20 protein-coding genes are annotated in these 25,033 nt (G+C 70.0%); 14 read left to right on the top strand and 6 right to left on the bottom strand.

Annotation, left to right across the window (positions count from 1 at the left end; all coding sequences use genetic code 11):
- Positions 1-20 precede the first annotated feature (20 nt).
- Positions 21-800 (bottom strand): amino acid ABC transporter ATP-binding protein, encoded by a 780-nt coding sequence (locus tag ABZ953_RS30870; protein WP_361730647.1) that lies wholly within the window; start codon positions 798-800, stop codon positions 21-23.
- 288 nt (positions 801-1,088) lie between these two features.
- Here ABZ953_RS30870 and ABZ953_RS30875 point away from each other — a divergent pair, with 288 nt between their 5' ends.
- Both ABZ953_RS30875 and ABZ953_RS30880 read left to right on the top strand, forming a co-directional pair.
- Positions 1,089-1,778 carry a response regulator transcription factor gene (locus ABZ953_RS30875; RefSeq protein ID WP_361730650.1) on the top strand — a complete coding sequence of 230 codons (690 nt, stop codon included), beginning with the start codon at positions 1,089-1,091 and terminating at the stop codon, positions 1,776-1,778.
- A 15-nt stretch (positions 1,779-1,793) separates the two neighbouring features.
- Positions 1,794-3,209, top strand: coding sequence for a HAMP domain-containing sensor histidine kinase (locus ABZ953_RS30880; RefSeq protein ID WP_361730653.1), 1,416 nt, complete (start codon positions 1,794-1,796; stop codon positions 3,207-3,209).
- A gap of 6 nt (positions 3,210-3,215) precedes the next feature.
- On the opposite strand, the gene ABZ953_RS30885 is transcribed toward ABZ953_RS30880, so the two are convergent.
- Positions 3,216-4,211: a TAXI family TRAP transporter solute-binding subunit gene (locus ABZ953_RS30885; protein ID WP_361730656.1), complete on the bottom strand. Its 996-nt coding sequence runs from the start codon at positions 4,209-4,211 to the stop codon at positions 3,216-3,218.
- Positions 4,212-4,348: 137 nt separating this feature from the next.
- Between ABZ953_RS30885 and miaB the strand changes: the two genes are divergently transcribed.
- On the top strand, positions 4,349-5,839 hold the full coding sequence (miaB, locus tag ABZ953_RS30890) for a tRNA (N6-isopentenyl adenosine(37)-C2)-methylthiotransferase MiaB (RefSeq protein ID WP_361730659.1): 1,491 nt from the start codon (positions 4,349-4,351) through the stop codon (positions 5,837-5,839).
- Positions 5,840-5,983: 144 nt separating this feature from the next.
- A complete protein-coding gene (locus ABZ953_RS30895; RefSeq protein ID WP_361730662.1) occupies positions 5,984-6,712 on the top strand; it encodes a class III extradiol dioxygenase subunit B-like domain-containing protein in 729 nt (242 codons plus the stop codon).
- Between the two features lie 70 nt (positions 6,713-6,782).
- Here ABZ953_RS30895 and ABZ953_RS30900 read toward each other — a convergent pair whose 3' ends face one another.
- Positions 6,783-7,058: an antitoxin gene (locus ABZ953_RS30900; RefSeq protein WP_361730664.1), complete on the bottom strand. Its 276-nt coding sequence runs from the start codon at positions 7,056-7,058 to the stop codon at positions 6,783-6,785.
- 24 nt (positions 7,059-7,082) lie between these two features.
- A complete protein-coding gene (locus ABZ953_RS30905) occupies positions 7,083-7,376 on the bottom strand; it encodes a hypothetical protein (protein ID WP_361730667.1) in 294 nt (97 codons plus the stop codon).
- 181 nt (positions 7,377-7,557) lie between these two features.
- Between ABZ953_RS30905 and miaA the strand changes: the two genes are divergently transcribed.
- The 6 genes from miaA to hflX all read left to right on the top strand — a co-directional run bounded on the left by miaA (position 7,558) and on the right by hflX (position 15,542).
- Positions 7,558-8,496 (top strand): tRNA (adenosine(37)-N6)-dimethylallyltransferase MiaA, encoded by a 939-nt coding sequence (gene miaA, locus ABZ953_RS30910; protein ID WP_361730670.1) that lies wholly within the window; start codon positions 7,558-7,560, stop codon positions 8,494-8,496.
- A 107-nt stretch (positions 8,497-8,603) separates the two neighbouring features.
- A complete protein-coding gene (locus ABZ953_RS30915) occupies positions 8,604-9,065 on the top strand; it encodes a hypothetical protein (protein ID WP_361730816.1) in 462 nt (153 codons plus the stop codon).
- 56 nt (positions 9,066-9,121) lie between these two features.
- A complete protein-coding gene (gene dapF / locus ABZ953_RS30920; protein WP_361730673.1) occupies positions 9,122-10,000 on the top strand; it encodes a diaminopimelate epimerase in 879 nt (292 codons plus the stop codon).
- A gap of 142 nt (positions 10,001-10,142) precedes the next feature.
- A complete protein-coding gene (locus tag ABZ953_RS30925; protein WP_361730676.1) occupies positions 10,143-12,290 on the top strand; it encodes an HD domain-containing protein in 2,148 nt (715 codons plus the stop codon).
- Positions 12,291-12,370: 80 nt separating this feature from the next.
- Entirely contained in the window at positions 12,371-13,855 is a 1,485-nt protein-coding gene (locus tag ABZ953_RS30930; RefSeq protein WP_361730679.1) for a M1 family metallopeptidase, read from the top strand.
- Positions 13,856-14,051: 196 nt separating this feature from the next.
- Entirely contained in the window at positions 14,052-15,542 is a 1,491-nt protein-coding gene (gene hflX / locus ABZ953_RS30935) for a GTPase HflX (RefSeq protein WP_361730681.1), read from the top strand.
- A 119-nt stretch (positions 15,543-15,661) separates the two neighbouring features.
- On the opposite strand, the gene ABZ953_RS30940 is transcribed toward hflX, so the two are convergent.
- Both ABZ953_RS30940 and ABZ953_RS30945 read right to left on the bottom strand, forming a co-directional pair.
- Complete coding sequence (locus ABZ953_RS30940; protein ID WP_361730684.1) at positions 15,662-16,873, bottom strand: hypothetical protein; 1,212 nt, start codon at positions 16,871-16,873, stop codon at positions 15,662-15,664.
- 169 nt (positions 16,874-17,042) lie between these two features.
- Positions 17,043-18,275: a hypothetical protein gene (locus tag ABZ953_RS30945; RefSeq protein ID WP_361730687.1), complete on the bottom strand. Its 1,233-nt coding sequence runs from the start codon at positions 18,273-18,275 to the stop codon at positions 17,043-17,045.
- Between the two features lie 550 nt (positions 18,276-18,825).
- Here ABZ953_RS30945 and ABZ953_RS30950 point away from each other — a divergent pair.
- From ABZ953_RS30950 to ABZ953_RS30965, 4 genes are all read left to right on the top strand, one after another.
- A complete protein-coding gene (locus tag ABZ953_RS30950) occupies positions 18,826-20,229 on the top strand; it encodes a diaminobutyrate--2-oxoglutarate transaminase family protein (RefSeq protein ID WP_361730819.1) in 1,404 nt (467 codons plus the stop codon).
- A gap of 231 nt (positions 20,230-20,460) precedes the next feature.
- A complete protein-coding gene (locus ABZ953_RS30955; protein ID WP_361730822.1) occupies positions 20,461-22,317 on the top strand; it encodes an IucA/IucC family protein in 1,857 nt (618 codons plus the stop codon).
- A gap of 36 nt (positions 22,318-22,353) precedes the next feature.
- The gene (locus ABZ953_RS30960) at positions 22,354-23,070 is read left to right on the top strand and encodes a GNAT family N-acetyltransferase (RefSeq protein WP_361730690.1); all 717 of its coding nucleotides are present in this window, start codon (positions 22,354-22,356) and stop codon (positions 23,068-23,070) included.
- A 104-nt stretch (positions 23,071-23,174) separates the two neighbouring features.
- On the top strand, positions 23,175-24,998 hold the full coding sequence (locus ABZ953_RS30965; RefSeq protein ID WP_361730825.1) for an IucA/IucC family siderophore biosynthesis protein: 1,824 nt from the start codon (positions 23,175-23,177) through the stop codon (positions 24,996-24,998).
- Positions 24,999-25,033 lie beyond the last annotated feature (35 nt).

Below are 25,033 nucleotides of genomic sequence, written 5' to 3' on the forward strand. Positions count from 1 at the left end.
GTTGAGACGGCGTGGAAGCCTCAGTGCTTAAGGATCTTCGACAGGAAGTCCTTGGCCCGGTCGCTGCGCGGGTTGCTGAAGAACTGGTCCGGCACGGCCTCTTCGACGATCCGACCGTCCGCCATGAAGACGACGCGGTTGGCCGCGGAGCGGGCGAAGCCCATCTCGTGGGTGACGACGACCATCGTCATCCCGTCCCGGGCGAGCTGCTGCATCACTTCGAGGACCTCGTTGATCATCTCCGGGTCGAGCGCCGATGTGGGCTCGTCGAAGAGCATCACCTTGGGGTCCATCGCCAACGCGCGCGCAATGGCGACGCGTTGCTGCTGGCCGCCGGAGAGCTGTGCGGGGTACTTGTCGGCCTGGGAGGCGACGCCCACCCGGTCGAGCAGGGCGCGCGCCTTCGTCTCCGCCTCCGCCTTGCCGGTCTTGCGCACCTTGATCTGGCCCAGCGTCACGTTCTCGAGCACGGTCTTGTGCGCGAAAAGGTTGAAGGACTGGAAGACCATGCCCACGTCGGCGCGGAGACGGGCCAGCTCCTTGCCCTCCTGAGGCAGCGGCTTGCCGTCGATCGAGATGTCTCCCGAATCGATCGTCTCCAGGCGGTTGACGGCACGGCACAGGGTCGACTTGCCGGACCCGGAGGGGCCGATCACGACGACGACCTCGCCGCGGGCGATGGTCAGGTCGATGTCCTGGAGGACGTGCAGAGCGCCGAAGTGCTTGTTGACGTTCTTCAGCACGACCAGGTCGTCGGCCCCAGACGGTATGGCGTCCTTGGTCACCGATACTTCGGTCACGGCTTGTTGCTCCATCCTCCTCGGTTGGGAGGACAGTAATAACCCAGTGCGACCAGCGTCATTACATCTGAGGGGAAATTGAGCATAACGATCCGGCCGCAACCGGACACACCGTGTGAAGAGGGATCGCGGAGTGCGTACCGGGTGGGTAACGGAACGTACCGGTGACCTGAACCCTCTTGACGCGGTCCTTATCCATCGGCGTGGATGCCTTGTTGTGGCCGCGCGCGTACCCGGCCACTCTTTACCGGCCACGACGGAACGACCGATGAACTGGAGGGGGCCCCTATGCGACTGCTTCTCGTCGAGGACGACGATCATGTGGCCGCCGCCCTGTCCGCGGTCCTGGCCCGGCACGGCTTCGACGTCGTGCACGCCCGTAGTGGTGAGGAGGCGCTGCAGGCCCTGCTGCCCGCGGAAACGCCCCCCTTCGGAGTGGTACTCCTCGATCTGGGTCTGCCCGACCAGGACGGCTACGAGGTGTGCGGCAAGATCCGCAAACGCGGTTCGACACCGGTGATCATGGTGACGGCCCGCGCGGACGTACGCTCCCGGATCCACGGCCTCAACCTCGGAGCCGACGACTACGTAGTGAAGCCGTACGACACCGGGGAACTCATCGCCCGTATCCACGCGGTCATCCGGCGCCCCACCCCGGGTGGCACGACAGCGCCCGGCGACAGCGAACTGCGGCTCGGCTCCGTGCACATCGAACTGCCCACGCGACAGGTCAGCGTGGCGGGTTCGGTCGTCCAGCTGACCCGCAAGGAGTTCGATCTGCTCGCCCTGCTGGCCCAGCGGCCCGGAGTGGTGTTCCGCCGGGAGCAGATCATCAGCGAAGTGTGGCGGACCAGTTGGGAAGGGACGGGACGCACTCTGGAGGTGCACGTGGCCTCCCTGCGTTCCAAGCTGCACATGCCGGCCCTGATCGAGACCGTGCGCGGCGTCGGCTACCGCCTCGTCGCTCCGGCCGCCTAGCCGGAGCGAGGACAGGTGCGCTCTCGCCTCCTCCCGCTGCTGATCATCCTGATGGCGGGCGTCCTGCTCGCGCTCGGCTTCCCGCTCGCCGTCAGCGTCGCGGCGGCCCAGCAACAGAAGGTGGTTGTCGACCGGATCGACGACACGGCACGCTTCGCCTCGCTCGCGCAGTTCGTCACCAAACGCCCCACCGGGTCACGGGTGGCGGGGAGCAAGGACGAGCGCCGCGAGACGCTGCAGAAGGAACTCGACGACTACTTCGACGTCTACGGCATCCGCGCGGGCGTCTTCTACCGCGACGACAGCCCCATGGCCAACGCGCCGAGCGACTGGTACCTGCCCCAGCGCGGAGACATACGGGGCGCCTTCGAAGAGGCGCTCCGCTCGCGCGGCAGCCACGACCCCGAGCAGGTGTGGCCGTGGCAGCGCGGGCGGCTGGCCGTCGCATCCCCGGTGATCAAGGACGGCGACGTCATCGCCGTCGTCGTCACGGACTCACCGACCGGACGCATGCGCTCGGAGACACTGCACGGCTGGCTGCTCATCGTCGCCGGTGAGGCGGCGGCCATGCTCCTGGCGGTCGGCGCGGCCCTGCGGCTCACCGGCTGGGTGCTGCGCCCGGTACGGGTGCTGGACGCGACCACGCACGACATCGCGACCGGACGCCTCAAGTCCCGGGTCGCGGCGGCGGGCGGGCCGCCGGAACTCAGACGCCTGGCCCGGTCGTTCAACGAGATGGCCGACAACGTCCAGGACGTCCTCGAGCAGCAGCGCGCCTTCGTCGCGGACGCCTCCCACCAGCTGCGCAACCCCCTCTCGGCGCTGCTCCTTCGCATCGAGCTCCTCGCCCTCGAACTGCCCGAGGGCAACGAAGAGATCGCCTCGGTCCGCACCGAGGGCAAGCGTCTCGCGCAGGTCCTCGACGACCTGCTCGACCTGGCCCAGGCCGAGCACACCGCGGCCGACCTGAGCCTCACCGACATCGGCGAGCTGGCCGCCGAGCGCGTCGCTTCCTGGCGGCCGCTCGCCGACGAGCGAGGCGTACGCCTGACGGGCCGGTGCCCGGCCACCACCGGCTGGGCCGACCCCATCGCCCTCTCCAGCGCACTCGACGCGGTGATCGACAACGCCCTGAAATTCACACCCGAGGGCGGCCTCGTCCAGGTGACTGTCTCCTCCGGCAACGGCACGACGACAGTAGTGGTCACCGACGGCGGCCCGGGACTCAATGAGGACGAGCTCGCCCGGGTCGGCGACCGCTTCTGGCGCAGCAACCGCCATCAGAACGTGAAGGGCTCCGGACTCGGCCTGTCCATCTCACGGGCCCTGCTCGCGGCGGGCGGCGCCTCCATCGCGTACGGGAGTCACGAACCGCACGGACTGAAGGTGACGGTCAGCATCCCGCGCAGCGGGCCCTCAGCGGCGGTGTGAGGGGGGTCAGGGCTTGACCGAGCGGTAGTAGCGGCGCGCGCCGTCGTGCAGCGGGAGCGGGTCCGTAAACAGGGCGGTACGCAGATCCACCAGTTGGGCCGCGTGCACCTGATCGCCTATGTGGTCGCGGCTGTCGATGACGGTGCGGGTCAGCCTCTCGGTCAGCTCGGGGTCGGTCCGGTCCGTGGTGACCAGGAGGTTCGCCACGGCCAGCGTCGGTACGGCGGAGCCCTGCTGGGCCTCGGGGTAGGCGTCGGCCGGCATCGTCGCGGCCCGGTAGTAGCGCGAGCCGCCGCCCTGCTTGTGCAACGAGTCGACCAGGTATCCGAGCTTCACGAGCTCGATGTCCATCTCCTTCGAGAGCTCGCGCACGGAAGTGGTCGGAAGCCCGCCCGACCAGAAGAAGGCGTCGATCGAGCCGCTCTTCAGGAGGTCGGGCATGGTGTCGATCCCGGCGGCCACCGGCTTGATGTCCGTGACCGGGTCGAGGCCCGCGGCATCGAGCACCCTGTCGGCTATCAGCCGCACCCCCGACCGGTCCTGCCCCACGGCCACGCGCTTGTTGCGCAGCTCCTCGACGGAGTCGATGTGGGAGGACCGGGGCACCACGAGCTGAACGTAGTCGTCGTACAGCCGCGTGCAGCCCCGCAGGCGGTGCCAGCCAGGGGCACCGTCGAGGCGGTACGTCTCCACGGCGTCGGCGGCCGCGATGGTGAAGTCGGACTCCCCTGTGGCCACCCGCGCGACGTTCTGCTGCGACCCCTCACTGTTGAGGAGCTCGACGTCGACCTTCGGCATGTCCTGGGAGATCGCCGTGCGCAGGAGCTTGCCGTACTTCTCGTAGACACCCTTTTCGACGCCTGTACTGAAGGTCATGCGCCCGCTCGGAGAGTCCTCGCCGACGGGCAGCAGCCACCACAGCAGCAACCCGAACACAGCGAGCGCCGCCGCTGAACCCTGCAGGGCGCGGCGCCTGCTGATGTGGGGGAGTGCCGTGAGCATGCGCGCGATCCTGCCAGCCCACTCACCGTGCTGACCAGGGGTGAGGTCACACCGTGCCGCTCCGGAGTCCGCCCTTGACCGCCGTGGTCGCAATCCGCGGGCACGCGCGCGTGGCGACCCCGTACCCTGGGGGCGAGATGAGCGCGAAGACTTACGAGGTGCGCACCTACGGGTGCCAGATGAACGTCCATGACTCCGAGCGGCTCTCCGGCCTGCTGGAGGACGCCGGATACGAGCGTGCGCCCGAAGGGGCGGACGGCGATGCCGACGTCGTCGTCTTCAATACGTGCGCCGTGCGCGAGAACGCCGACAACCGTCTGTACGGCAATCTCGGGCGCCTGGCGCCGATGAAGACCAAGCGTCCGGGGATGCAGATCGCCGTCGGCGGCTGTCTGGCTCAGAAGGACCGCGACACGATCGTCAAGAGGGCGCCCTGGGTGGACGTCGTCTTCGGCACGCACAACATCGGCAAGCTGCCGGTCCTCCTGGAGCGCGCCCGCGTCCAGGAAGAGGCGCAGGTCGAGATCGCCGAATCGCTCGAAGCCTTTCCGTCGACCCTGCCGACCCGCCGCGAGAGCGCGTACGCGGCATGGGTCTCAATTTCCGTCGGCTGCAACAACACGTGCACCTTCTGCATCGTGCCCGCGCTGCGCGGCAAGGAGAAGGACCGCAGGACCGGTGACATCCTCGCGGAGATCGAGGCGCTCGTCGGCGAGGGCGTCAGCGAGATCACCCTCCTCGGGCAGAACGTGAACGCGTACGGCTCGGACATCGGCGACCGCGAAGCCTTCAGCAAGCTCCTGCGCGCCTGCGGCAGGATCGAGGGCCTGGAGCGCGTGCGCTTCACCTCCCCGCACCCCCGCGACTTCACCGACGACGTGATCGCGGCCATGGCCGAGACGCCGAACGTGATGCCGCAGCTCCACATGCCGCTGCAGTCCGGTTCGGACCCGGTCCTCAAGGCGATGCGCCGCTCGTACCGCCAGGACCGCTTCCTGGGGATCATCGAGAAGGTCCGTGCCGCCATGCCGGACGCGGCGATCTCCACCGACATCATCGTGGGCTTCCCCGGCGAGACCGAGGAGGACTTCGAGCAGACGATGCACGTGGTCCGCGAGGCCCGCTTCGGGAGCGCCTTCACCTTCCAGTACTCCAAGCGCCCCGGAACCCCCGCGGCGACCATGGAGGGGCAGATCCCCAAGGAGGTCGTCCAGTCGCGCTACGAGCGCCTGGTGGCCCTCCAGGAGGAGATCTCCTGGGAGGAGAACAAGAAGCAGGTCGGCCGCACCCTGGACCTGATGGTCGCCGAGGGCGAGGGCCGCAAGGACGGCGCCACGCACCGCCTCTCCGGCCGCGCCCCCGACAACCGCCTGGTCCACTTCACCAAGCCGGACACCGGGGTGCGCCCCGGTGACGTGGTGACCGTCGAGATCACCTACGCCGCCCCGCACCACCTGCTGGCCGAGGGCGCCGTTCTCGGCGTACGTCCCACGCGCGCGGGCGACGCCTGGGAGAAGCGCAACACCGAGGCGGCCGCGAAGCCTGCGGGCGTGCTGCTGGGGCTGCCGAAGATCGGCGCTCCGGAGCCGCTCCCTGCTGCCACGGGCAGTGGCTGCGGCTGCGACTGACCGCGCTCGGCCTTCGGTGACGGGGGTCGGGGCGACCGCTCCGATCCCCGCACCGGAGTACTCGCGCGGGTGTGCCACCGCCGGCTCCGCACCGTTGCGGGACTCCGAAGCGACCGGCCGCCGGAGCGCGTTACGCTGCGGATCATGCTTGTCGCCGCAGCCGTCTGCCCTTGTCCGCCGCTGCTCGTCCCCGAGGTCGCCGCGGGCGCCGCTCCCGAAATGGACGCCGCGCGCGCCGCCTGCTCGGACGCCATCGCGGTGCTTGCCGCCGCCCGGCCCGACCGGCTCGTGGTGGTCGGCCCCGCCGAGCAGAGCGGCCGCGGGCCGCACCCACAGGGCGCGCGTGGGTCCTTCCGCGGGTTCGGGGTGGACCTCGACGTACGCCTCGGCCCCGCGCCGCCCCAGGAGGCTCTTGACGCCGCTGGAGAGCGCGCGCTGCCGCCGTCCCTCGCCGTGGCTGGGTGGCTGCTCGGGCGCACGCGGTGGTCGACCGCTCCGGTGGAAGGGCTCGGTGTGGGGGAACCACTTGCCGCCGAGCGGTGTATCCAGGTCGGAGGGGAGATCGGGGCGCGGGCCGACCGGGTGGCACTCCTTGTGATGGGCGATGCCAGCGCGTGCCGCACGCTGAAGGCTCCGGGATATCTCGATGAGCGGGCGGCCGACTTCGACGCGGCGGTCGGGCATGCGCTCGGCGCGGCCGACGTGTCGGCGCTGAAGGCGCTGGACGAGGGCCTCGCGTACGAACTGAAGGCGGCGGGCCGTGCGCCGTGGCAGGTGCTGGCCGGTGCGGCGGACGGCGCGGCGCTGAGCGGCGAGCTCCTCTACGAGGACGCGCCGTACGGCGTGGGCTACGTAGTGGCTGCCTGGTCGTAGTCCGACCCTAGGGCCGATACACGGTGGCGGCCGCGGAGCGATGTGCTCCGCGGCCGTCCGCCGCTGTGGTTCAGGACGCCGGAGGGGGCGGCGAGGGCGACGGAGGGGTGGCATCGCCGCCCTTGTCCTTGCCCTCGTCCGTCTTGGCGAGACGGTCGACGGCGTCCTTCGCCTTGCCCGTGCCCGCCTGGATCTTGTCGCTGTACTTGCCCTTGGTCTTCTCGTCGACGACCTTCGCGGCCTTGTCCAGGCCCTGGTCGATCTTTCCCCCGTGCTGCTGCGCGAGGTCCGAGACCTTGTCCTTGGCCGGGGCGAGCTTGGCTTTCAGTTGGTCCAGGAAGCCCATGGATTCACCTTCCCTGAGGGGGAGCTATTTGCGGGCGCCCTCACCGGCCTCGTTGTCGGCGGCCGCCTCGGCGGACTGCTGCTTCGGAATCTCCACGCCCTCCGCGCCTTCGGCGGCGGCCGCGTCGGTGGACTCCGCGGTCTTCTCCTCGGCAGTGCCCTCGGCGTCCTTGTCGGCCTCGGCAGCGGGCTTCCCATCGGTGTCGGCCTCGGCGGCCTCAGCCTCCGGCTCGGCCGTCAGCGTGGCGGCAGCCGCTTCGGTCGTCGACGCCTCGTCGGTGGCCTTGGACTTACGACGGAACCGTGAAAAAACGCCCATATCTACTCCATACGTTACTCGTGTGGGCGAAATCCCGCCCCGCCCGGTGCGTCTCATTGCGGCGCACAGGGGATCGGTCCTCGAAACCGGCGGCCGGGACCTCGCAACAGGCAACGACCTCGGAGCCGTGCCGTCACGTAGCTCGTTCGGGAAGAGGGCGCGGGTTTGCGAGACTGGGGCGGTGAGTAGTGCAGCCCCCGCACCGCGGGTCATCGCCGTCGTCGGTCCGACCGCGGCAGGAAAGTCCGATCTGGGCGTTTTCCTCGCCCAGCGCCTCGGCGGCGAGATCGTCAACGCCGACTCCATGCAGCTCTACCGGGGGATGGACATCGGGACAGCCAAGCTGACGCCCGAGGAGCGCGGCGGCGTGCCCCACCACCTCCTCGACATCTGGGACGTCACGGAGGCGGCCTCCGTCGCCGAGTACCAGAAGCTGGCCCGCGCCGAGATCGACCGCCTCCTCGCCGAGGGGCGCTGGCCGATCCTGGTCGGCGGCTCCGGCCTGTACGTGCGGGGGGCCGTGGACCACCTGGAGTTCCCCGGCACCGACCCCGCGGTGCGGGCCCGCCTGGAGGAAGAGCTGGCCGTCCACGGCTCCGGCGTGCTGCACGCCCGCCTCGCCGCCGCCGACCCCGGGGCGGCGCAGGCGATCCTGCCCAGCAACGGCCGCCGGATCGTCCGCGCCCTGGAGGTCATCGAGATCACGGGCAAGCCTTTCACCGCCAACCTCCCCGGCCATGACTCCGTGTACGACACGATCCAGATCGGCGTCGACGTGGCACGCCCCGAACTCGACGAACGCATCGCCACGCGCGTGGACCGCATGTGGGAGCAGGGCCTGGTCGACGAGGTGCGCGCGCTGGAGGCGCGGGGACTGCGAGAGGGGCGTACGGCGTCACGTGCGCTCGGCTACCAGCAGGTGCTCGCGGCCTTCGCGGGGGAGTGCACCGAGGACGATGCGCGCGCCGAGACCGTACGCGCCACCAAACGCTTCGCGCGCCGTCAGGACTCGTGGTTCCGCCGCGACCCACGGGTGAACTGGCTCAGTGGGGCCGCGGCCGACCGCGAGGAACTCCCGGCACGCGCACTGGCGTTGGTCGAACGACCGGTCACAGCCTGATCACGTGATGGCATCGGGACGCTCAGGCGGTCATCCCGGCGCCTGACACCGTGCCATCATCGACCATCGATCGACCGGTGGAGTCCGAGGTAGGAGGGCGCGTGGCGATGGAGGCCGGCCCTCGTGACACCGCACATGACGGCGAAGAGCAACTGAGTCCCGACGGGCCCGACGAGCTTCCGGGCGGCGTGACGGACGACGGTCCCGGCGCGGACGAGATGGTGCCGGAGGCCGAGGTCGAGGTCGAGCTGCGCCCGCAGCGCCGCCTGCGGATCTGGCAGCTCGCGCCCATCGTGATCCTGGCCGCGATCGGATCCCTGATGTTCGCCTTCCCGCTCGCCTTCGAGTTCGGCGACGGCGGTGCGGTGGTCGCCATGCTGGGGCTGCTGATCAGCTGCTGCGCCGCAGGCTGGGGCATGATGGCCGCCCGCCGCGTGGGGCACACCTGGCCCGGACTGCCCGAGCGCGGCTCCGGACGACGCCCGGACTGGCGGGTCGTCTCCGCCTACGCCCTGCTCTTCCTGGGTGCCGTCGTCCTGGCCGTGTGGCGCGTGGCCAGACTCCGCTGAGGCTCGTAGGGACGGCGCCCGGACCGAGTGTCGGACCCACCCCGTACGATCGAGGAATGAGCACGCGGATCGCCTTCCTCAAGGGGCACGGGACCGAGAACGACTTCGTGATCATCCCTGACCCCGACAACGCCATCGAGCTGCCCCCGGCCGCTGTGGCCGCCCTGTGCGACCGCCGCGCGGGCATCGGCGGCGACGGCCTCCTGCACGTCGTGCGCTCGGCCGCCCACCCCGAGGCCCGTCACCTCGCGGACCGTGCCGAGTGGTTCATGGACTACCGCAACGGCGACGGGTCGATCGCCGAGATGTGCGGCAATGGAGTGCGCGTCTTCGCGCGGTACCTGCAGCGTGCGGGGCACGCAGGCGAGGGCGACCTGGCCGTGGCCACCCGTGGCGGCGTGAAGACCGTGCACATCGCCAAGGCGGAGTCCGGCGGCGACATCACCGTCGGCATGGGCAAGGCGCAGCTCCCCGAAGGGGACGTCACCGTCTCGGTCGGCGACCACCGCTGGCCCGCACGCAACGTGAACATGGGCAACCCGCACGCGGTCGCCTTCGTGGACGACCTCTCCGAAGCGGGCAGCCTCTACGACCCGCCGCCCTTCAGCCCCGCCTCCGCCTACCCGGACGGGGTGAACGTGGAATTCGTCGCCCCCCGCGGCGAGCGCCACGTCGCCATGCGGGTGCACGAGCGCGGCGCGGGCGAGACCCGCTCCTGCGGCACGGGCGCGTGCGCCGTCGCCGTGGCGGCGGCCCGCAAGGACGGCGTGGACCCGGCCGTGACCGGGACCCCGGCCACCTACACCGTCGACCTGCCCGGCGGACGCCTGGTGATCACCGAGCGGCCCGACGGCGAGATCGAGATGACAGGGGGCGCGGTGATCGTCGCGGAAGGCGAGATCGCGTCCGAATGGCTCGAAACGGTACTCCCATGAACTGTCGCTCGAATGGGTGATCCGTTTCACGCTCGGCGAGAGGCGGTCAGCACCGCGTGATGGGCTCGGTAGCATCAAGCACCGGCCCGGACGGAGTATGCCGTCGTCCGCTCACCGCCGGTCGAAGCAGCCGGAGGTGCTCATGAGTGCGGAGGCCACGAATCCAGCCACGCCCGGCCCCGTGACGCCCGGGGTCCAGCGCAGGCGCGGCCGCGCCCGACTCGACCTGCGCAGGCTCGGCCGCGCGGCCCTGCTCGGGTCCAGCACCCGGGACCGTCTCCCCGACGCGATCGGCCATGTGGCGGAGGCCCACCGGGCCCACTACCCGGACGCGGACCTGGAACCGCTGCGCCGCGCGTACGTCCTCGCCGAGTCCTCGCACCGCGGTCAGATGCGCAAGAGCGGCGAGCCGTACATCACACATCCGCTCGCGGTGACCCTGATCCTCGCCCAACTCGGCGCGGAGATCACCACCTTGACCGCGTCCCTGCTCCACGACACCGTCGAGGACACGGACGTCACCCTCGACCAGGTGCGGACCGAGTTCGGCGACGACGTCTGCTATCTGGTCGACGGCGTCACAAAGCTGGAGAAGGTCGACTACGGAGCGGCCGCGGAGCCCGAGACGTTCCGCAAGATGCTCGTCGCCACCGGCAACGACGTACGCGTGATGTCGATCAAGCTCGCCGACCGGCTGCACAACATGCGCACCCTCGGTGTCATGCGCCCCGAGAAACAGGCCCGCATCGCCAAGGTGACCCGGGACGTCCTCATCCCGCTCGCCGAGCGCCTCGGCGTGCAGGCGCTCAAGACCGAGCTGGAGGACCTCGTATTCGCGATCCTCCACCCGGAGGAGTGCGCCCAGGTCAAGGCCATGATCGCCGCCGATGCGGAGAGCGCGGGCGACCCTCTGGGGAACATCGCGGACGAGGTGCGCGGCGTGCTGCGCGACGCGGACATCGCCGCCGAGGTCCTCATCAGGCCGCGGCATTCCGTCTCCGTCCACCGTGTGCACCGCAAGCGCGGTGAGCTGCGCGCCTCCGACTTCGGCCGCCTCCTCGTGCTCGTCAACGAGGACGCGGACTGCTACGGGGTCCTGGGGGAGCTGCACACCTGCTTCACGCCGGTCGTCTCGGAGTTCAAGGACTTCATCGCCGTACCGAAGTTCAACCTCTACCAATCGCTGCACACGGCCGTGACCCGCTCCGACGGCGAGGTCGCCGAAGTCCTGATCCGCACGCATCAGATGCACCAGGTGGCCGAGGCGGGTGTGGTCGCGCTGCGCAATCCCTACGCTCCTCCTTCGGAGGAGCTTTCCGAGAGCGTCGAGGACGAGCGGGTGGACCCGACCAGGCCCGGCTGGCTCTCCCGGCTCCTCGACTGGCAGGAGGCCGCCCCCGACCCGGACACGTTCTGGTCGACGCTGCGGGAGGACCTCGCCCAGGACCGTGAGATCGCCGTCTTCCGGCCCGACGGCGGCACGCTCGGCCTGCCCGCCGGCGCCAGCTGCGTGGACGCCGCCTACACCCAGTACGGCGAGGACGCGCACGCCTGCATCGGCGCCCGCGTCAACGGCCGCCTCGCGACGCTCAGCACGGTCCTGCGGGACGGCGACACGGTCCAGCTGCTCATGGGCCAGGACCTCGTTTCCGGCCCCTCACGCGAGTGGCTGGACCACGCCCGCACCCCTGCCGCGCGCATCGCGATCCGTCGCTGGCTCACCACGCACCCGGCTCCCGCGGCCCCCGCGCCGACGCCGTCCGTGCAGCGGCCGCCCCAGCAGTCGCCCGCGGCCGTGCCGAAGCCGGACACCTCCGAAGCCCCGCGGCCCGCCGCGGCCAACGCCGTCGTGGACCGCGAGGGGGCGAGCGTGCGCCTCGCGGGATGCTGCACGCCGGTGCCGCCCGACGACGTCACCGCCTTCGCCGTACGAGGGGGAGTCGTGACCGTCCACCGGGTGGGCTGTCCGGCCGTCGAGCGGATGAAGGAAGTGGGGCGACCGGAGGTCGGCGTGCGCTGGGGGGACACCGCCGAATGCCGGGTCACCCTGATCGCCGAATCGTTCGGCCGGGCCCATCTGCTCGCCGACCTCACCGAGGCGATCGCCCTCGAAGGCGTGGCGATCATCTCGGCCACCGTGGAGCCGCCGACCCAACAGCGCGTGCGCCATACGTACACGCTCCAACTCCCGGACGCGGCACACCTGCCGGGGCTGATGCGGGCGATGCGCGCGGTCCCCGGGGTGTACGACGTCAATCGCGCCCAGCATCCGGCTGCCGCCGCCCACTGAACGAGCTCTGCGGCGACTCGTTCGGGTGCCTCCTCGCGCGTCGTCATGTGCGGGAAGACGCACGCTGATAGCGGTAGTTCATGCTGCTCACCCCCCGGACCGCGGCCTCCCGGCCGAAGGCCCTCCGCACCCCCCGCGTCGCCGCCGCACTGCTCGCGGCGACCGCCTCTGTCGCCCTGGTCGCGGCGAGCGCGCCGTCACCGGTCGCTCCGCTCGGCATCGGCGACCCGCTCTTCCCGCACCTGGGCAACCCCGGGTACGACGTGGCCTCGTACGACATCGACTTCACCTACCGCGGCGACAACCGCAAGCCGCTGGAGGCCCTCACCAAGATCGACGCCCGGACGACCGCACTCCTGGAACACATCAATCTCGACTTCGCGCACGGCAAGGTGCGCTCCGTCGAGGTGAACGGCGAGCGCGCACGCTTCGAGAGCAGCGGCGAGGACCTGGTCGTCACGCCGTCCGTGCCGGTCGGCCCCGGCGACCGGCTGCGGATCACCGTCCGGCACACCAGCGACCCCATGCCTACGAAGAGTGGCGAAGGCGGCTGGCTGCGCACCGGCGACGGACTCGCCATGGCCAACCAGGCCGACGCCGCCCACCTGGTCTTTCCGTGCAACGACCACCCCGCGGACAAGGCGGAGTTCACGTTCCGGATCACCGCCCCCGAAGGGGTCACGGCCGTCGCCAACGGCCTTCCGGTGGCCGCGAGCCGACAGGGCGGTACCACCACCAGGGTGTACCGCACCCACCACCCGATGGCGACCGAGCTGGCCCAGGTGTCGATCGGCCGTTCCACCGTGCTGCACCGGAAGGGGCCGCACGGCCTCCCGGTGCGGGACGTGGTGCCCACCAAGGACCGCAAGGTCCTGGAGCGCTGGCTGAAGAAGACCCCCGGCCAGATCGACTGGATGGAGAAGAAGGTCGGCCGCTATCCCTTCGAGGTCTACGGCGTCCTGATCGCCCACGCGCAGACCGGCTTCGAACTGGAGACGCAGACGCTCTCTCTCTTCGAGAGAGAGCTCTTCACCCGTTCCGAGATCCCGGAGTGGTATGTCGAATCGATCATGGTGCACGAGCTCGCGCACCAGTGGTTCGGCGACAGCGTCAGCCCGCGGAACTGGTCGGACCTGTGGCTCAACGAGGGCCACGCCACCTGGTACGAGGCCCTCTTCACCGCGGAGAAGGCGGACAGGCCGCTGACCTCCCGGATGCGGGCCGCCTACCAGCAGTCGGACGGCTGGCGCGCGACGGGCGGGCCACCCGCCAAGCCGAAGGCACCCGCGCCCGGGAAGAAGATCAGCATCTTCCGCCCCATCGTCTACGACGGCAGCGCGCTGGTGCTCTACGCCCTGCGTCAGGAGATCGGGCAGGAGGCCTTCGACCGCGTGGAGCGGGAGTGGGTGCGCCTGCACCGCGACGGCAACGTCTCGACCGCCGACTTCGTGCGGCTCGCCTCCCTGGCCGCCGGGCGTGACCTGGGCGGATTTTTCGACGGCTGGCTGTACGGGAAGAAGACGCCGCCGATGCCGGGGCACCCGGACTGGAAGCCCGCGAAATAACCCGGATGACGAGACGGGCCGTGCCGTGCAACCATCTTCAGGTCGACGGCGCGGCCTGTCCGGGACATCCCCTCGGGGATATCTCAGGGCCGGATCCGGCGGGCGCCGGGAATCTCCGGAGGACCCCGGGCGTTGTCGACTGTGATGGATCCCGCATCCGTCGCCCATTCCATCGACGTATCGACGTAAGGACCCAATGACCTCCTCTTCTTCCCCTTCCCAGGACGCACAGAGCTTCGCGCAGAACTACCCCGAAGGTCTTCGGGCCGATGCCCTGATGGAAGAGGACGTCGCCTGGAGCCACGAGAGCGACGGAGACCGGGACGGCGACCAGTTCGACCGCTCCGAGCGAGCGGCCCTGCGCCGCGTCGCGGGACTCTCCACCGAGCTCGAGGACGTCACCGAAGTCGAGTACCGACAGCTCCGTCTGGAGCGTGTGGTGCTCGTCGGCGTGTGGACTTCGGGAACGGTCCAGGATGCGGAGAACTCTCTCGCCGAGCTGGCCGCCCTCGCCGAGACGGCGGGCGCGCTCGTGCTCGACGGCCTCGTCCAGCGCCGCGACAAGCCCGACCCGGCGACGTACATCGGCTCCGGCAAGGCCCTGGAGCTGCGCGACATCGTGCTTGAGACCGGCGCCGACACTGTCGTCTGCGACGGTGAGCTGAGCCCCGGCCAGCTGATCCACCTCGAAGACGTCGTCAAGGTCAAGGTGGTCGACAGGACCGCCCTGATCCTCGACATCTTCGCCCAGCACGCCAAGTCCCGAGAGGGCAAGGCGCAGGTAGCCCTCGCGCAGATGCAGTACATGCTGCCGAGGCTCCGCGGCTGGGGTCAGTCGCTCTCCCGTCAGATGGGTGGCGGCGGCGGTGGCGGCATGGCCACCCGTGGTCCCGGTGAGACCAAGATCGAGACGGACCGGCGACGGATCCGCGAGAAGATGGCGAAGATGCGCCGGGAGATCGCGGAGATGAAGACGGGCCGTGACATCAAGCGGCAGGAGCGCCGCCGCAACAAGGTGCCCTCGGTCGCCATCGCCGGATACACGAACGCGGGCAAGTCCTCCCTGCTCAACCGCCTCACGGGCGCGGGCGTCCTGGTGGAGAACTCCCTGTTCGCCACCCTTGACCCCACCGTGCGCCGGGCAGAGACGCCGAGCGGCCGGGTCTACACCCTGGCCGACACCGTCGGGTTCGTGCGGCACCTGCCGCACCACCTCGTCGAGGCGTTCCGCTCCACCATGGAGGAGGTCGGCGACTCCGACCTGATCCTGCATGTGGTCGACGGTTCGCACCCGGTGCCGGAGGAGCAGTTGGCTGCCGTGCGCGAGGTGATCCGCGATGTGGGCGCCACCGACGTGCCCGAGATCGTGGTGATCAACAAGGCGGACGCGGCGGACCCGCTGGTCCTCCAGCGCCTCCTGCGCAACGAGAAGCACGCGATCGCGGTCTCCGCGCGCAGCGGTGCCGGTATCGACGAGCTGCTCGCGATCATCGACACCGAACTGCCGAGGCCCGAGGTCGAGATCGAGGCCCTCGTTCCGTACACGCACGGCCAGCTCATCTCGCGGGCCCACGCCGAGGGCGAGGTGCTCTCCGAAGAGCACACGGCCGAAGGCACCCTGCTCAAGGCGCAGGTGCACGAGGAACTCGCGGCGGAGCTCGCTCCGTACGTGCCGGCCACGCGTTGAGCCTGTCGGCCACGCGCTGAGCCGCAGCGCCTCACCCGGCAGTTGATCAAGCACACGGCGAAGGCCCGCCCCCTTTCCCAGGGGGCGGGCCTTCGCCGTGTCGTAGGTGCTCGTGGGTGTTACTTCGAGCCGTACTTCTTGCTCATCATGTCGTAGACCTGCTGGGCGCCCCGGCCCAGCTGCGGTCCGGCCAGCCAGGTGTTCTCGGCCGGGCCGATCGAGGTGTTCGACACGAGCTTCGTCTTGCCGCCCGCCACGCGGAACCAGCCACCGCCGGAGGAACCGCCGGTCATGGTGCAGCCGATGCGGTACATCGTCGGCAGGGACGGCGACAGCGAGAGGCGACCCGGCTTGTCGACGCACCGGTGCATCATCAGGCCGTTGTACGGCGGCGCTGCCGGATAGCCCCAGGCGCCCATCGAGCTCACGGTCTGCGCGGACGGGGTCGAGAAGTCGACGTCGAGCGCGTTGCCGACGGTCTCCTCCAGGGACTTGCCCCCCTGCTCCGGCTTCACGTGCATGACGGCGTAGTCGTACGTCGCACCCGAGCCGCCCGTCGGACCGCCTCCGTTGATCCACTCGTTGGAGGTCGAGATCCAGTCCGCCCAGTACTGGCCGTAGGGGGCGATCTCCTGCGGAGCCGCGTTGCGCAGCTGGGCCTCGGACTTGCCCAGGTCGTTGTAGGACGGGACGAACGCGATGTTGCGGTACCAGCCGCCGTTCTTACCGGCGTGCACGCAGTGGCCCGCGGTCCACACGAGGTTGGACTTGCCGGGGTTGCGCGGGTCCTTCACGACGGTGCCGGAGCAGACCATCGAACCCTCGGGAGAGTCGAAGAAGATCTTACCGACCGGGGCGGCGTGCTCGTGGTACGGCGTCCTCTCCGGCTTGGCCCGGACGGGCGTCGGCTCGGGGTCGGTCGCGCCCTGACCTGCGCTCGCGTCCTTCGCGGCGATCGTCTTGTCCGGGTCCTTGGCCTTCTTCATCCGCTCGGGCTTCCACAGCCCCGCGATGACCGGGTTGGCGAAGTCCTTGGCTTCGCGCACCCAGTCGTCCTTGTCCCAGTTCTTCCAGGCGCCGCCCTTCCAGTCGTCCAGGTCGATGCCCTTCTCCTTGAGCTTGTCGGCGAGGCCGCCGGGCAGCTTGGAGTCGGAACCGGAGCTGGAGCCGTCGGAACCCTGGGACGCGCTGTTGTCCGTCTTGTCGCTCGCCTTGTCGTCGCTCGGGCCGCAGGCCGTGGCGGTGAGCGCCAGGGTGGCTGCGAGACCGGTGGCGGCGAGCGCGACCCGTCGTCCGCGGCTGCGCGCGAAAGGCGCGCGAGTGGAACGCATGGTGCTGGTACCCCCGTTGGAACGTGTATTTGCCATGTACGTGTCATATGTCGACGCGGAAAGAACAGTGGAAATCCTGCGTGGACACAACACCTCACTATGCCCGTGAGGTTGGGGACGAACGGCGGCGGGGCCGTGAAGGTTTACGGCGCCCGCCGCCTGAAACGCTCTACTGACCGGCGAACTTCTTGCTGACCGCGCTGTAGATCCCCTTGGCCTCCTTGCCGAAGCGCGGGCCGGCCAGCCAGCCCGCCGGCACCGGGCCGATGGAGGTGTTCGAGACCAGGGCGGGCTTGCCGTCCTTACCCTGGGCGACCCACCCGCCGCCGGACGAACCGCCGGTCATGGTGCAGCCGATGCGGTACATCGTCGGGTCCGGCTTGCTGAGCGAGAGCCGGCCCGGCTTGTCGGCGCACTGGAACAGCTTCTGGCCGTCGAAGGGCGGAGCAGCCGGGTAGCCGGTCGCCGTCATGTCCTTGATCTGCGGCACGGCCGGGGCGTTGAAGTCCACCGGGAGCGCCGAACCGACGGTCTCCTCCAGCGACTTGCCCTCGCTGCCCTTCTCGGGCTTCACGTGCATGACCGCGAAGTCGTACGGTGCACCCTTGCCGCCCGTCGGGCCGCCCTGCTCGATCCACTGGTCGGAGGTCTGCGCCCAGTCACCCCACCAGACACCGTACGGAGCGACCTCTTCCTTGGGGGCGTTCTGCAGCTGCTCGGTCGACTTGCCGCTGTCGTTGTACGACGGGACGAAGATCATGTTGCGGTACCAGCCGCCCTTGGCGCCGGCGTGCGCACAGTGGCCCGCGGTCCACACCATGTTGGACTTGCCGGGGTGAGCCGGGTCCTGCACGACGGTGGCGGAGCAGACCATGGAACCCTCGGGGCTGTCGAAGAACAGCTTGCCCGAGGCGGGAGCCTGGCCGTGGTACGGCGCCTTCACGGCCGCCGCCTCGACGGACTTGGGGGTCGGGTCGGTGACGCCCTGATCACCGGAGATGTCGGAGTCGTCGACGCTCCGGTCGGGGTTCTTGTCCGTGTCCCGCATCCGCTCCGGGTCCCAGAGGTCCTTGATGATCGGGTTGACGAAGTCGCCCGCCTCGCGCAGCCAGTCGTCCTTGTCCCAGTTCTTCCAGGCGCCGTTCTTCCAGTCGTCCAGGTCGAACCCGTGGTCCTTGAGCTTGTCCTTGAGGTCGTCCGGGATCTTGAACTTGTCGTCGCCGTTGCTGTCGCCGGGCTGCGACGAGGACGAGTCTCCGCCGGCGTTGTCCTCGCTGGGGCCGCAGGCCGTGGCGGTCAGTGCGAGAGTCGCGCCGAGCGCGACAGCGGCCGCCACGGGGGACGTTCTGGTGCGCGCGCTCCTCCTATTGCGAACGGTGAAGAGCGGACGTATGGGTCGCATGGTGAGAATCCCCCTGGGCCTCGAAATCGTTCCAAAGTGCTGGACATCCGGGTACGGGACACCCGTTGCCACCGATGCGGCACCCCTTCGCTGGATTTGCTCCGATTTGCTCGGGGGAGCGGCGCACCTGTCGCTGATGAACGGCCCCCACACTATGCCGGTGCCGTTGGGGACGGCCGACGGAAGGGCAACGGTTCCGTCACGGCAAGGATCTTCTGTTGACCCGTGATCCTCCGGCGCCCTCGTCGTTGGTACATACGGGGGAGTCGCGTCCTGCGTTCATCCCCCTGCCCAACTCGCCCGCGCGACCGGCCACATGGAGCTCTCCGGAGCCGCACCGGACGGAAGCGCTCGTCCACAGCGGGAGGACCCAGCAGTCGTGGCCGTGACCGAGCCTGCGCCCGCGGCAGTGTCCGCACAACGTTCCGTGCCGAAGACCCCGTCGCACCCGGCACCGGATACCGCACCGCCGTCCGCACCGGATTCCGTACGGGACCTCACCCCGGATTCCGCAGCACATTCCACATTTCACCCCGTAGCTCACGAAGGAATCCTGCGACGCCAGGCGGCGCGTGAATCGGCGGCGCGCACTTACGCGCGAGCCCTTCCGATCGTGCCGGTCCGGGCACGCGGCCTGACGATCGAGGGCGCCGACGGGAGCCGCTATCTCGACTGCCTCTCGGGCGCGGGGACCCTCGCCCTCGGCCACAACCACCCCGTGGTGCTCGAAGCGATCAGAAAGGTCCTCGACTCCGGGGCTCCGCTGCACGTGCTCGACCTGGCCACGCCCGTCAAGGACGCCTTCACCACCGAGCTGTTCGACACGCTGCCACGCGGCCTGGCGGACCGCGCACGGATCCAGTTCTGCGGCCCCGCCGGGACGGACGCGGTCGAGGCCGCACTGAAACTGGTCCGCTCGGCCACCGGCCGCGACGGCGTGCTCGCGTTCACCGGCGCCTACCACGGGATGACGGCCGGGGCGCTCGAAGTGTCCGGCGGCGCACGCGACGTACGGGTCGCGCGCCTGCCCTACCCGCAGGACTACCGCTGCCCCTTCGGCCTCGGCGGTGCGCACGGCGCGGAACTGTCCGCCCGGTGGACCGAGAGCCTCCTGGAGGACACCAAGTCGGGCGTACCGGCACCGGCCGGCATGATCCTCGAACCGGTGCAGGGCGAGGGCGGGGTCCTCCCGGCCCCCGATGCCTGGCTGCGCCGGATGCGTGAGATCACCGCCGCACGCGGCATCCCGCTCATCGCGGACGAGGTCCAGACGGGCGTCGGCCGCACCGGCGCCTTCTGGGCCGTCGAGCACAGCGGTGTCGTCCCGGACGTGATGGTGCTCTCGAAGGCGATCGGCGGCAGCCTCCCTCTGGCCGTCGTGGTCTACCGCGACGACCTCGACGTCTGGCCCCCCGGCGCGCACGCGGGCACCTTCCGCGGCAATCAACTCGCCATGGCCGCGGGGGCGGCGACCCTCGCGTACGTCCGTAAGAACAGCCTCGCCGAACGCGCCGCCACCCTCGGCGCCCGCATGCTCGCCCAACTCCGCTCGCTGGCCGCCGACCACCCCTGCATCGGCGAGGTCCGCGGCAGGGGATTGATGATCGGAGTGGAACTGGTGGATCCGGCTTCGGGGACGGAGCAGGGGCCGGCGGGTTCACCGACGCCAGTGCGCCCGGCGGCCACCACACTCACCGGAAGGGTGCCCGGCCCGCTCGGCTCATCGTCGGACGACCTCTCTGTCGCCGCGCAGCCCCACCCACCAGCACCCGGACTCGCCGCGGCAGTCCAGAGCGAGTGCCTTCGCCGGGGCCTCATCATCGAACTCGGCGGCCGCCACTCCAGCGTCGTACGACTCCTCCCTCCGCTCACCATCACCGACGAACAGGCCGCCGCGGTCCTCGACCGCCTGGCCGACGCGCTGGCCACCGCAGTGCGTACCCACCACGGATAGCCAAGACGGACCCCGGCCGCTCCCGGCGGACATGAACCCCGAGCGTGCACCGGACCTGTCGCCATACGGAGCCCCGAACAACCTCACAAGGAAGTCCTCTTGAACGCCACCCCCGCATCCGAAGGCCGCCCCCACCCCCACGCCCCAGACGCATGCGGCGCGCACACCTCACTGGTGGCGGAGTCCGGTACGGTCCCCCGGCAGAAGGTTGGCGGCCAGGAGGCCGATCGCCTGCGCAGCACCTCCACCGACCTGCTGGAACACCCCGACCCGCATACCGCCGCGCAGGCCGCCGCCGTCGAGAACCTCCTGCGCTGCTGGGTCAGGGAGAACAACCTCCCCGCACCGGACCGGGGGGTCCTGCGCATTCCCCTCCAGGCCAGTGGAACGGCCCTGCTCGTCCCTGTCCACTACTGGTCGGCCACCGGCTGGCACCGCTTCAGCCTCCCCTACCTGGAGGACGGCCCGGCGAGTGCCCCGCCCGTGGACGCCGTCACCGTCGCCGCGCTGCTCAGCCGGGAGACCGCCCCGGTCGACCCGGGCGACACAACCGATGCAAGCGACGCAACTGCCTCAGCTCTCCCAACCGGCTCAACTGGTACCGGCGACAGGGCCGTAGAGGCAGACCCCGTAGACGGCGCAGACCTGGTCGGCCGGGTTGCCGACTCGGTCCGGCGCACGGCCGAGTTCATCGCCGACCGCCGCGACCGGCCCGACGACGAACCGGATCTCTTCCTCGCCGCCGAACAGTCCCTGCTCCTCGGTCACCCCCTGCACCCGACCCCCAAGAGCCGCGAGGGCCTGTCCGACACTGAGTCCCGCCTCTACTCACCGGAGCTGCGTGGCGCTTTCGCGCTGCACTGGCTGGCCGTCGACCGCTCCGTACTCGCCTCCGACTCGGCCTGGACCGAACGCGGACGCACCGTCCCCGCCGAGCACCTCACCGCGCGCCTCGCGGGCCCGGACCTGCCGCTGCCGGAAGGCCGTGCAGCCCTGCCCGTGCACCCCTGGCAGATCCGCGAACTCCGGCACCGTCCCGCCGCCGCCGACCTGCTGGACGCCGGGCTCCTCCAGGACCTCGGCCCCCACGGCACTCCTTGGCACCCCACCTCCTCCGTACGCACCCTCTACCGCTCCGGCGCGGCCGCCATGCTGAAGCTCTCGCTCGGCCTGCGCATCACCAACTCCCGTCGTGAGAACCTCCGCAAGGAACTCCACCGCGGCGTCGAGGTCCACCGCCTGCTGCGCAGCGGCCTCGCCGAAGAGTGGCAGTCGGCCCACCCCTGCTTCGACGTGGTCCGCGACCCCGCCTGGCTCGCGGTCACCGGTCCCGACGGCGCGCCCGTCCCCGGGCTCGACGTCATGATCCGGCACAACCCCTTCGGGCCCGGCGACGACGCCACATGCATCGCCGGACTCGTCTCGCCCCGGCCGTCAGCTCTGCCCGCCTGCCAGGAGCGTCACGCGATGCGCTCCCGGCTCGGTGAGACCATCACCCGGCTCGCCGGACGCACAGGGCGCCCGCGAGGCGCTGTTGCGACCGAGTGGTTCCTGCGCTATCTCGAAACCGTCGTACGACCCGTGCTCTGGCTCGACAGCGAGGCAGGCGTCGCCCTCGAAGCGCACCAGCAGAACACGCTCCTCGTGCTCGACCCGGAAGGCTGGCCCGTCGGTGGCCGTTACCGCGACAACCAGGGCTACTACTTCCGTGAATCCCGGCGCGCCGAACTCGAACGACGCCTTCCCGGCATCGGCCGCGACAGCGACACATTCGTCTCCGACGAAGTGACGGACGAGCGCTTCGCCTACTACCTCGGCATCAACAACGTCTTCGGCCTGATCGGAGCGCTCGGCGCCGAACGGCTCGCGGACGAACGGCTGCTGCTGGCTGCTTTCCGTCGCTTCCTCAGCGATGTCGCGACGGGGCCGGACCGGCTGCGCACCCCACTGCCCGCGCTACTGCTCGACTCTCCCGAACTGCGGTGCAAGGCCAACCTGTTGACGCGGCTGCGCGGTCTCGACGAGCTTGTCGGACCGGTCGATACCCAGTCCGTCTACGTCACCATCTCCAACCCCCTTCATTCCTGAGGAACATGACCCACCTCTTCTGACAGGAGCGACGCCGTGACTCCCACCGATGCGAGCACCGAAGCCGGGACCGACCCCGCTGCCGGCGGCGCCGACTGTGCGGACACCCTCGACCTGCGCCTGACCGACGAGCTCGTCGCCCTGCTTGCCGACGGCGACGGGCGAGCAGCCGTGGCGACCGACGATCTATTGGACGGTGTCGGAGGATGGGAGCCCGCCACCACCGACGCCGGTGTCTTCCGACTCGTACCCGTGCGGCTGGAACGCGACCTCTCGCTCATCAGCCGCTGGATGAACGACCCGGCTGTGGCGGCCTTCTGGGAGCTGGCGGGCCCCGAAGGCGTCACGGAGAGCCATCTACGCTCCCAGATCGACGGCGATGGACGCAGCGTCCCTTGCTTGGGCGTGCTGGAAGGCAAGCCGATGAGCTACTGGGAGATCTACCGCGCGGACCTCGACCCCCTGGCTCGCCATTACCCCTCTCGCCCGCATGACACCGGAATCCACCTCCTGATCGGTGGTGTCACCAACCGCGGCCGTGGCCTCGGCACTTCGTTGTTGCGAGCCGTCGCCGACCTGGTGCTCGACCACCGGCCCGCATGCGCACGCGTCGTAGCAGAACCTGACCTGCGCAACACCCCCTCCGTATCCGCATTCCTGAGCGCCGGCTTCCGTTTCTCCGCCGAAGTGGATCTACCCGACAAGCGGGCCGCTCTCATGGTCCGTGACCGGGCCCTGCGCGCCCTGCTCTGACCCCATCACTCTTAGTAACTCCGCTCGACCCGATCCGGTTCCCACACGGAGGAGTCCCCGTGCCGAATCCGTCCGCAGGCCAGATTCCCCTCCCCACCACCGAGCTGTACGACCCGCCCGAGCTGAACCAGCACCGATGGCGAGAGGCCGGTTGTCGCCTGCTGGCCAAGATGATCGGAGAGTTCGCGTACGAGGAGGTCATCCAGCCGGTACCGGCAGCAGACGAGGCGCCGGGCACCTATCGGCTCCGCCTCGAACAGGCTGAGCCGGAAGGAGCCACCGATCCGTCCGGGGAACAGGACACCTGTCTCACCTTCCGTGCCGACCGAGGCTCGTACGGCAGCTGGTACGTGGACCCGGCCGGGCTGACCCTCGCCGAGGGCGGAGAGCCTGCTGCCCCCTTCAGCGACCCCGTGCGATTTCTCGTCCTGGCCCGAAAGACCCTGGGCCTCGACGGTGCCACGCTCGGCCACCTCATCCGCGAGCTCACCGTCACTCTGAGCGCCGACACGCGGATCGATCACACAGCGCTGAGCGCCGCCCGACTCGCCGACCTCGGTTACGCGGAACTCGAAGGGCACCAGACCGGCCACCCTTGGATCGTCCTCAACAAGGGACGCATCGGCTTCTCCGCGGGCGACACCGACCGATGGGCGCCCGAAGCCCGCCGTTCCGCCTCGCTCCCGTGGATCGCCGTTCACACGAGCCTCGCCGTGTACCGAGGTGTCGAGGGGCTGGGCACCGCCCAACAGCTCTACGCCCGCGAGCTCGCCGCCGAGACCCAGGAATCGTTCGCGGACTTACTCCGAGCACGCGGCCTGGACCCGCGTGAGTACCTCTATCTCCCCGTGCACCCCTGGCAGTGGGACGAGATCGTGCTGCCGCTCTTCGCACCGTCCGTCGCCGCCGATGCCATCGTTCCGCTCGGCAGCGACGGCGACCTGCGCCTCCCCCAGCAGTCCATCCGCACGTTCCTCAACGTCTCCCGGCCCGACCGGCACACCGTCAAGCTTCCCCTGTCGGTCCTCAACACCCTGGTGTGGCGCGGCCTCCCGACGGGCCGCACAGTCGCCGCGCCCGCGGTCACGGCATGGATGCACGCGTTGCGCAATGCCGACCCCTTCCTGCGCGACGAGTGCGAGGTGATCCTGCTCGGCGAAGTGGCTTCAGTGGCTGTCGAGCATCCGGTGTACGACGGGCTCCCCGAAGTTCCGTACCAATACAGGGAATTGCTCGGCGCGATCTGGCGCGAGCCGCTCGGCCGGTACCTCGCGCCCGGTGAACGCGCCCGCACCCTCGCCTCGCTCACGCACACCGACTCCGACGGCCGTGCCTTCGTCGCAGAGCTCGTGGAACGCTCGGGGCTGGCTCCCGAGGTATGGCTGCGCCGGCTCTTCGCCGCCCTGATGCCGCCGCTACTGCACTTCCTGTACCGCTATGGCACGGTGTTCTCCCCCCACGGGGAGAATACGATCGTGGTGTTCGACGACAAGGACGTACCCGTCCGGCTCGCGGTGAAGGACTTCGTGGACGACGTCAATGTGAGCGCCGTGCCACTGCCCGAGCAGAACTCGATGCCCGAGGCCGTGCGCGAGGTACTCCTCACGGAGCCCCCCGGCTTCCTCACGCAGTTCATCCACTCGGGCCTCTTCGTAGGCGTCTTCCGCTACCTTGCGCCGCTGTGCGAGGAACAACTGGACGTCACCGAGGCCGACTTCTGGGCGTCGTTGCGTGCCGAGATTCTTCGCTACCAGGCACACAACCCGGAGCTGAAGGAGCGGTACGAGATGTTCGACCTGCTCACACCGCGGATCGAGCGGCTGTGCCTCAACCGGAACCGCCTCCATCTCGATGGCTACCGCGACCGCCCCCAGCGCCCGCACGCAGCCGTGCACGGGACGGTCCCCAACCCCCTCCATCAGCCTTGATCGCGGGATTGTCAGTGGGGCATCGTAGGGTGGTC

The organism is Streptomyces sp. NPDC046465, assembly GCF_040646035.1.
GTDB lineage: Bacteria > Actinomycetota > Actinomycetes > Streptomycetales > Streptomycetaceae > Streptomyces.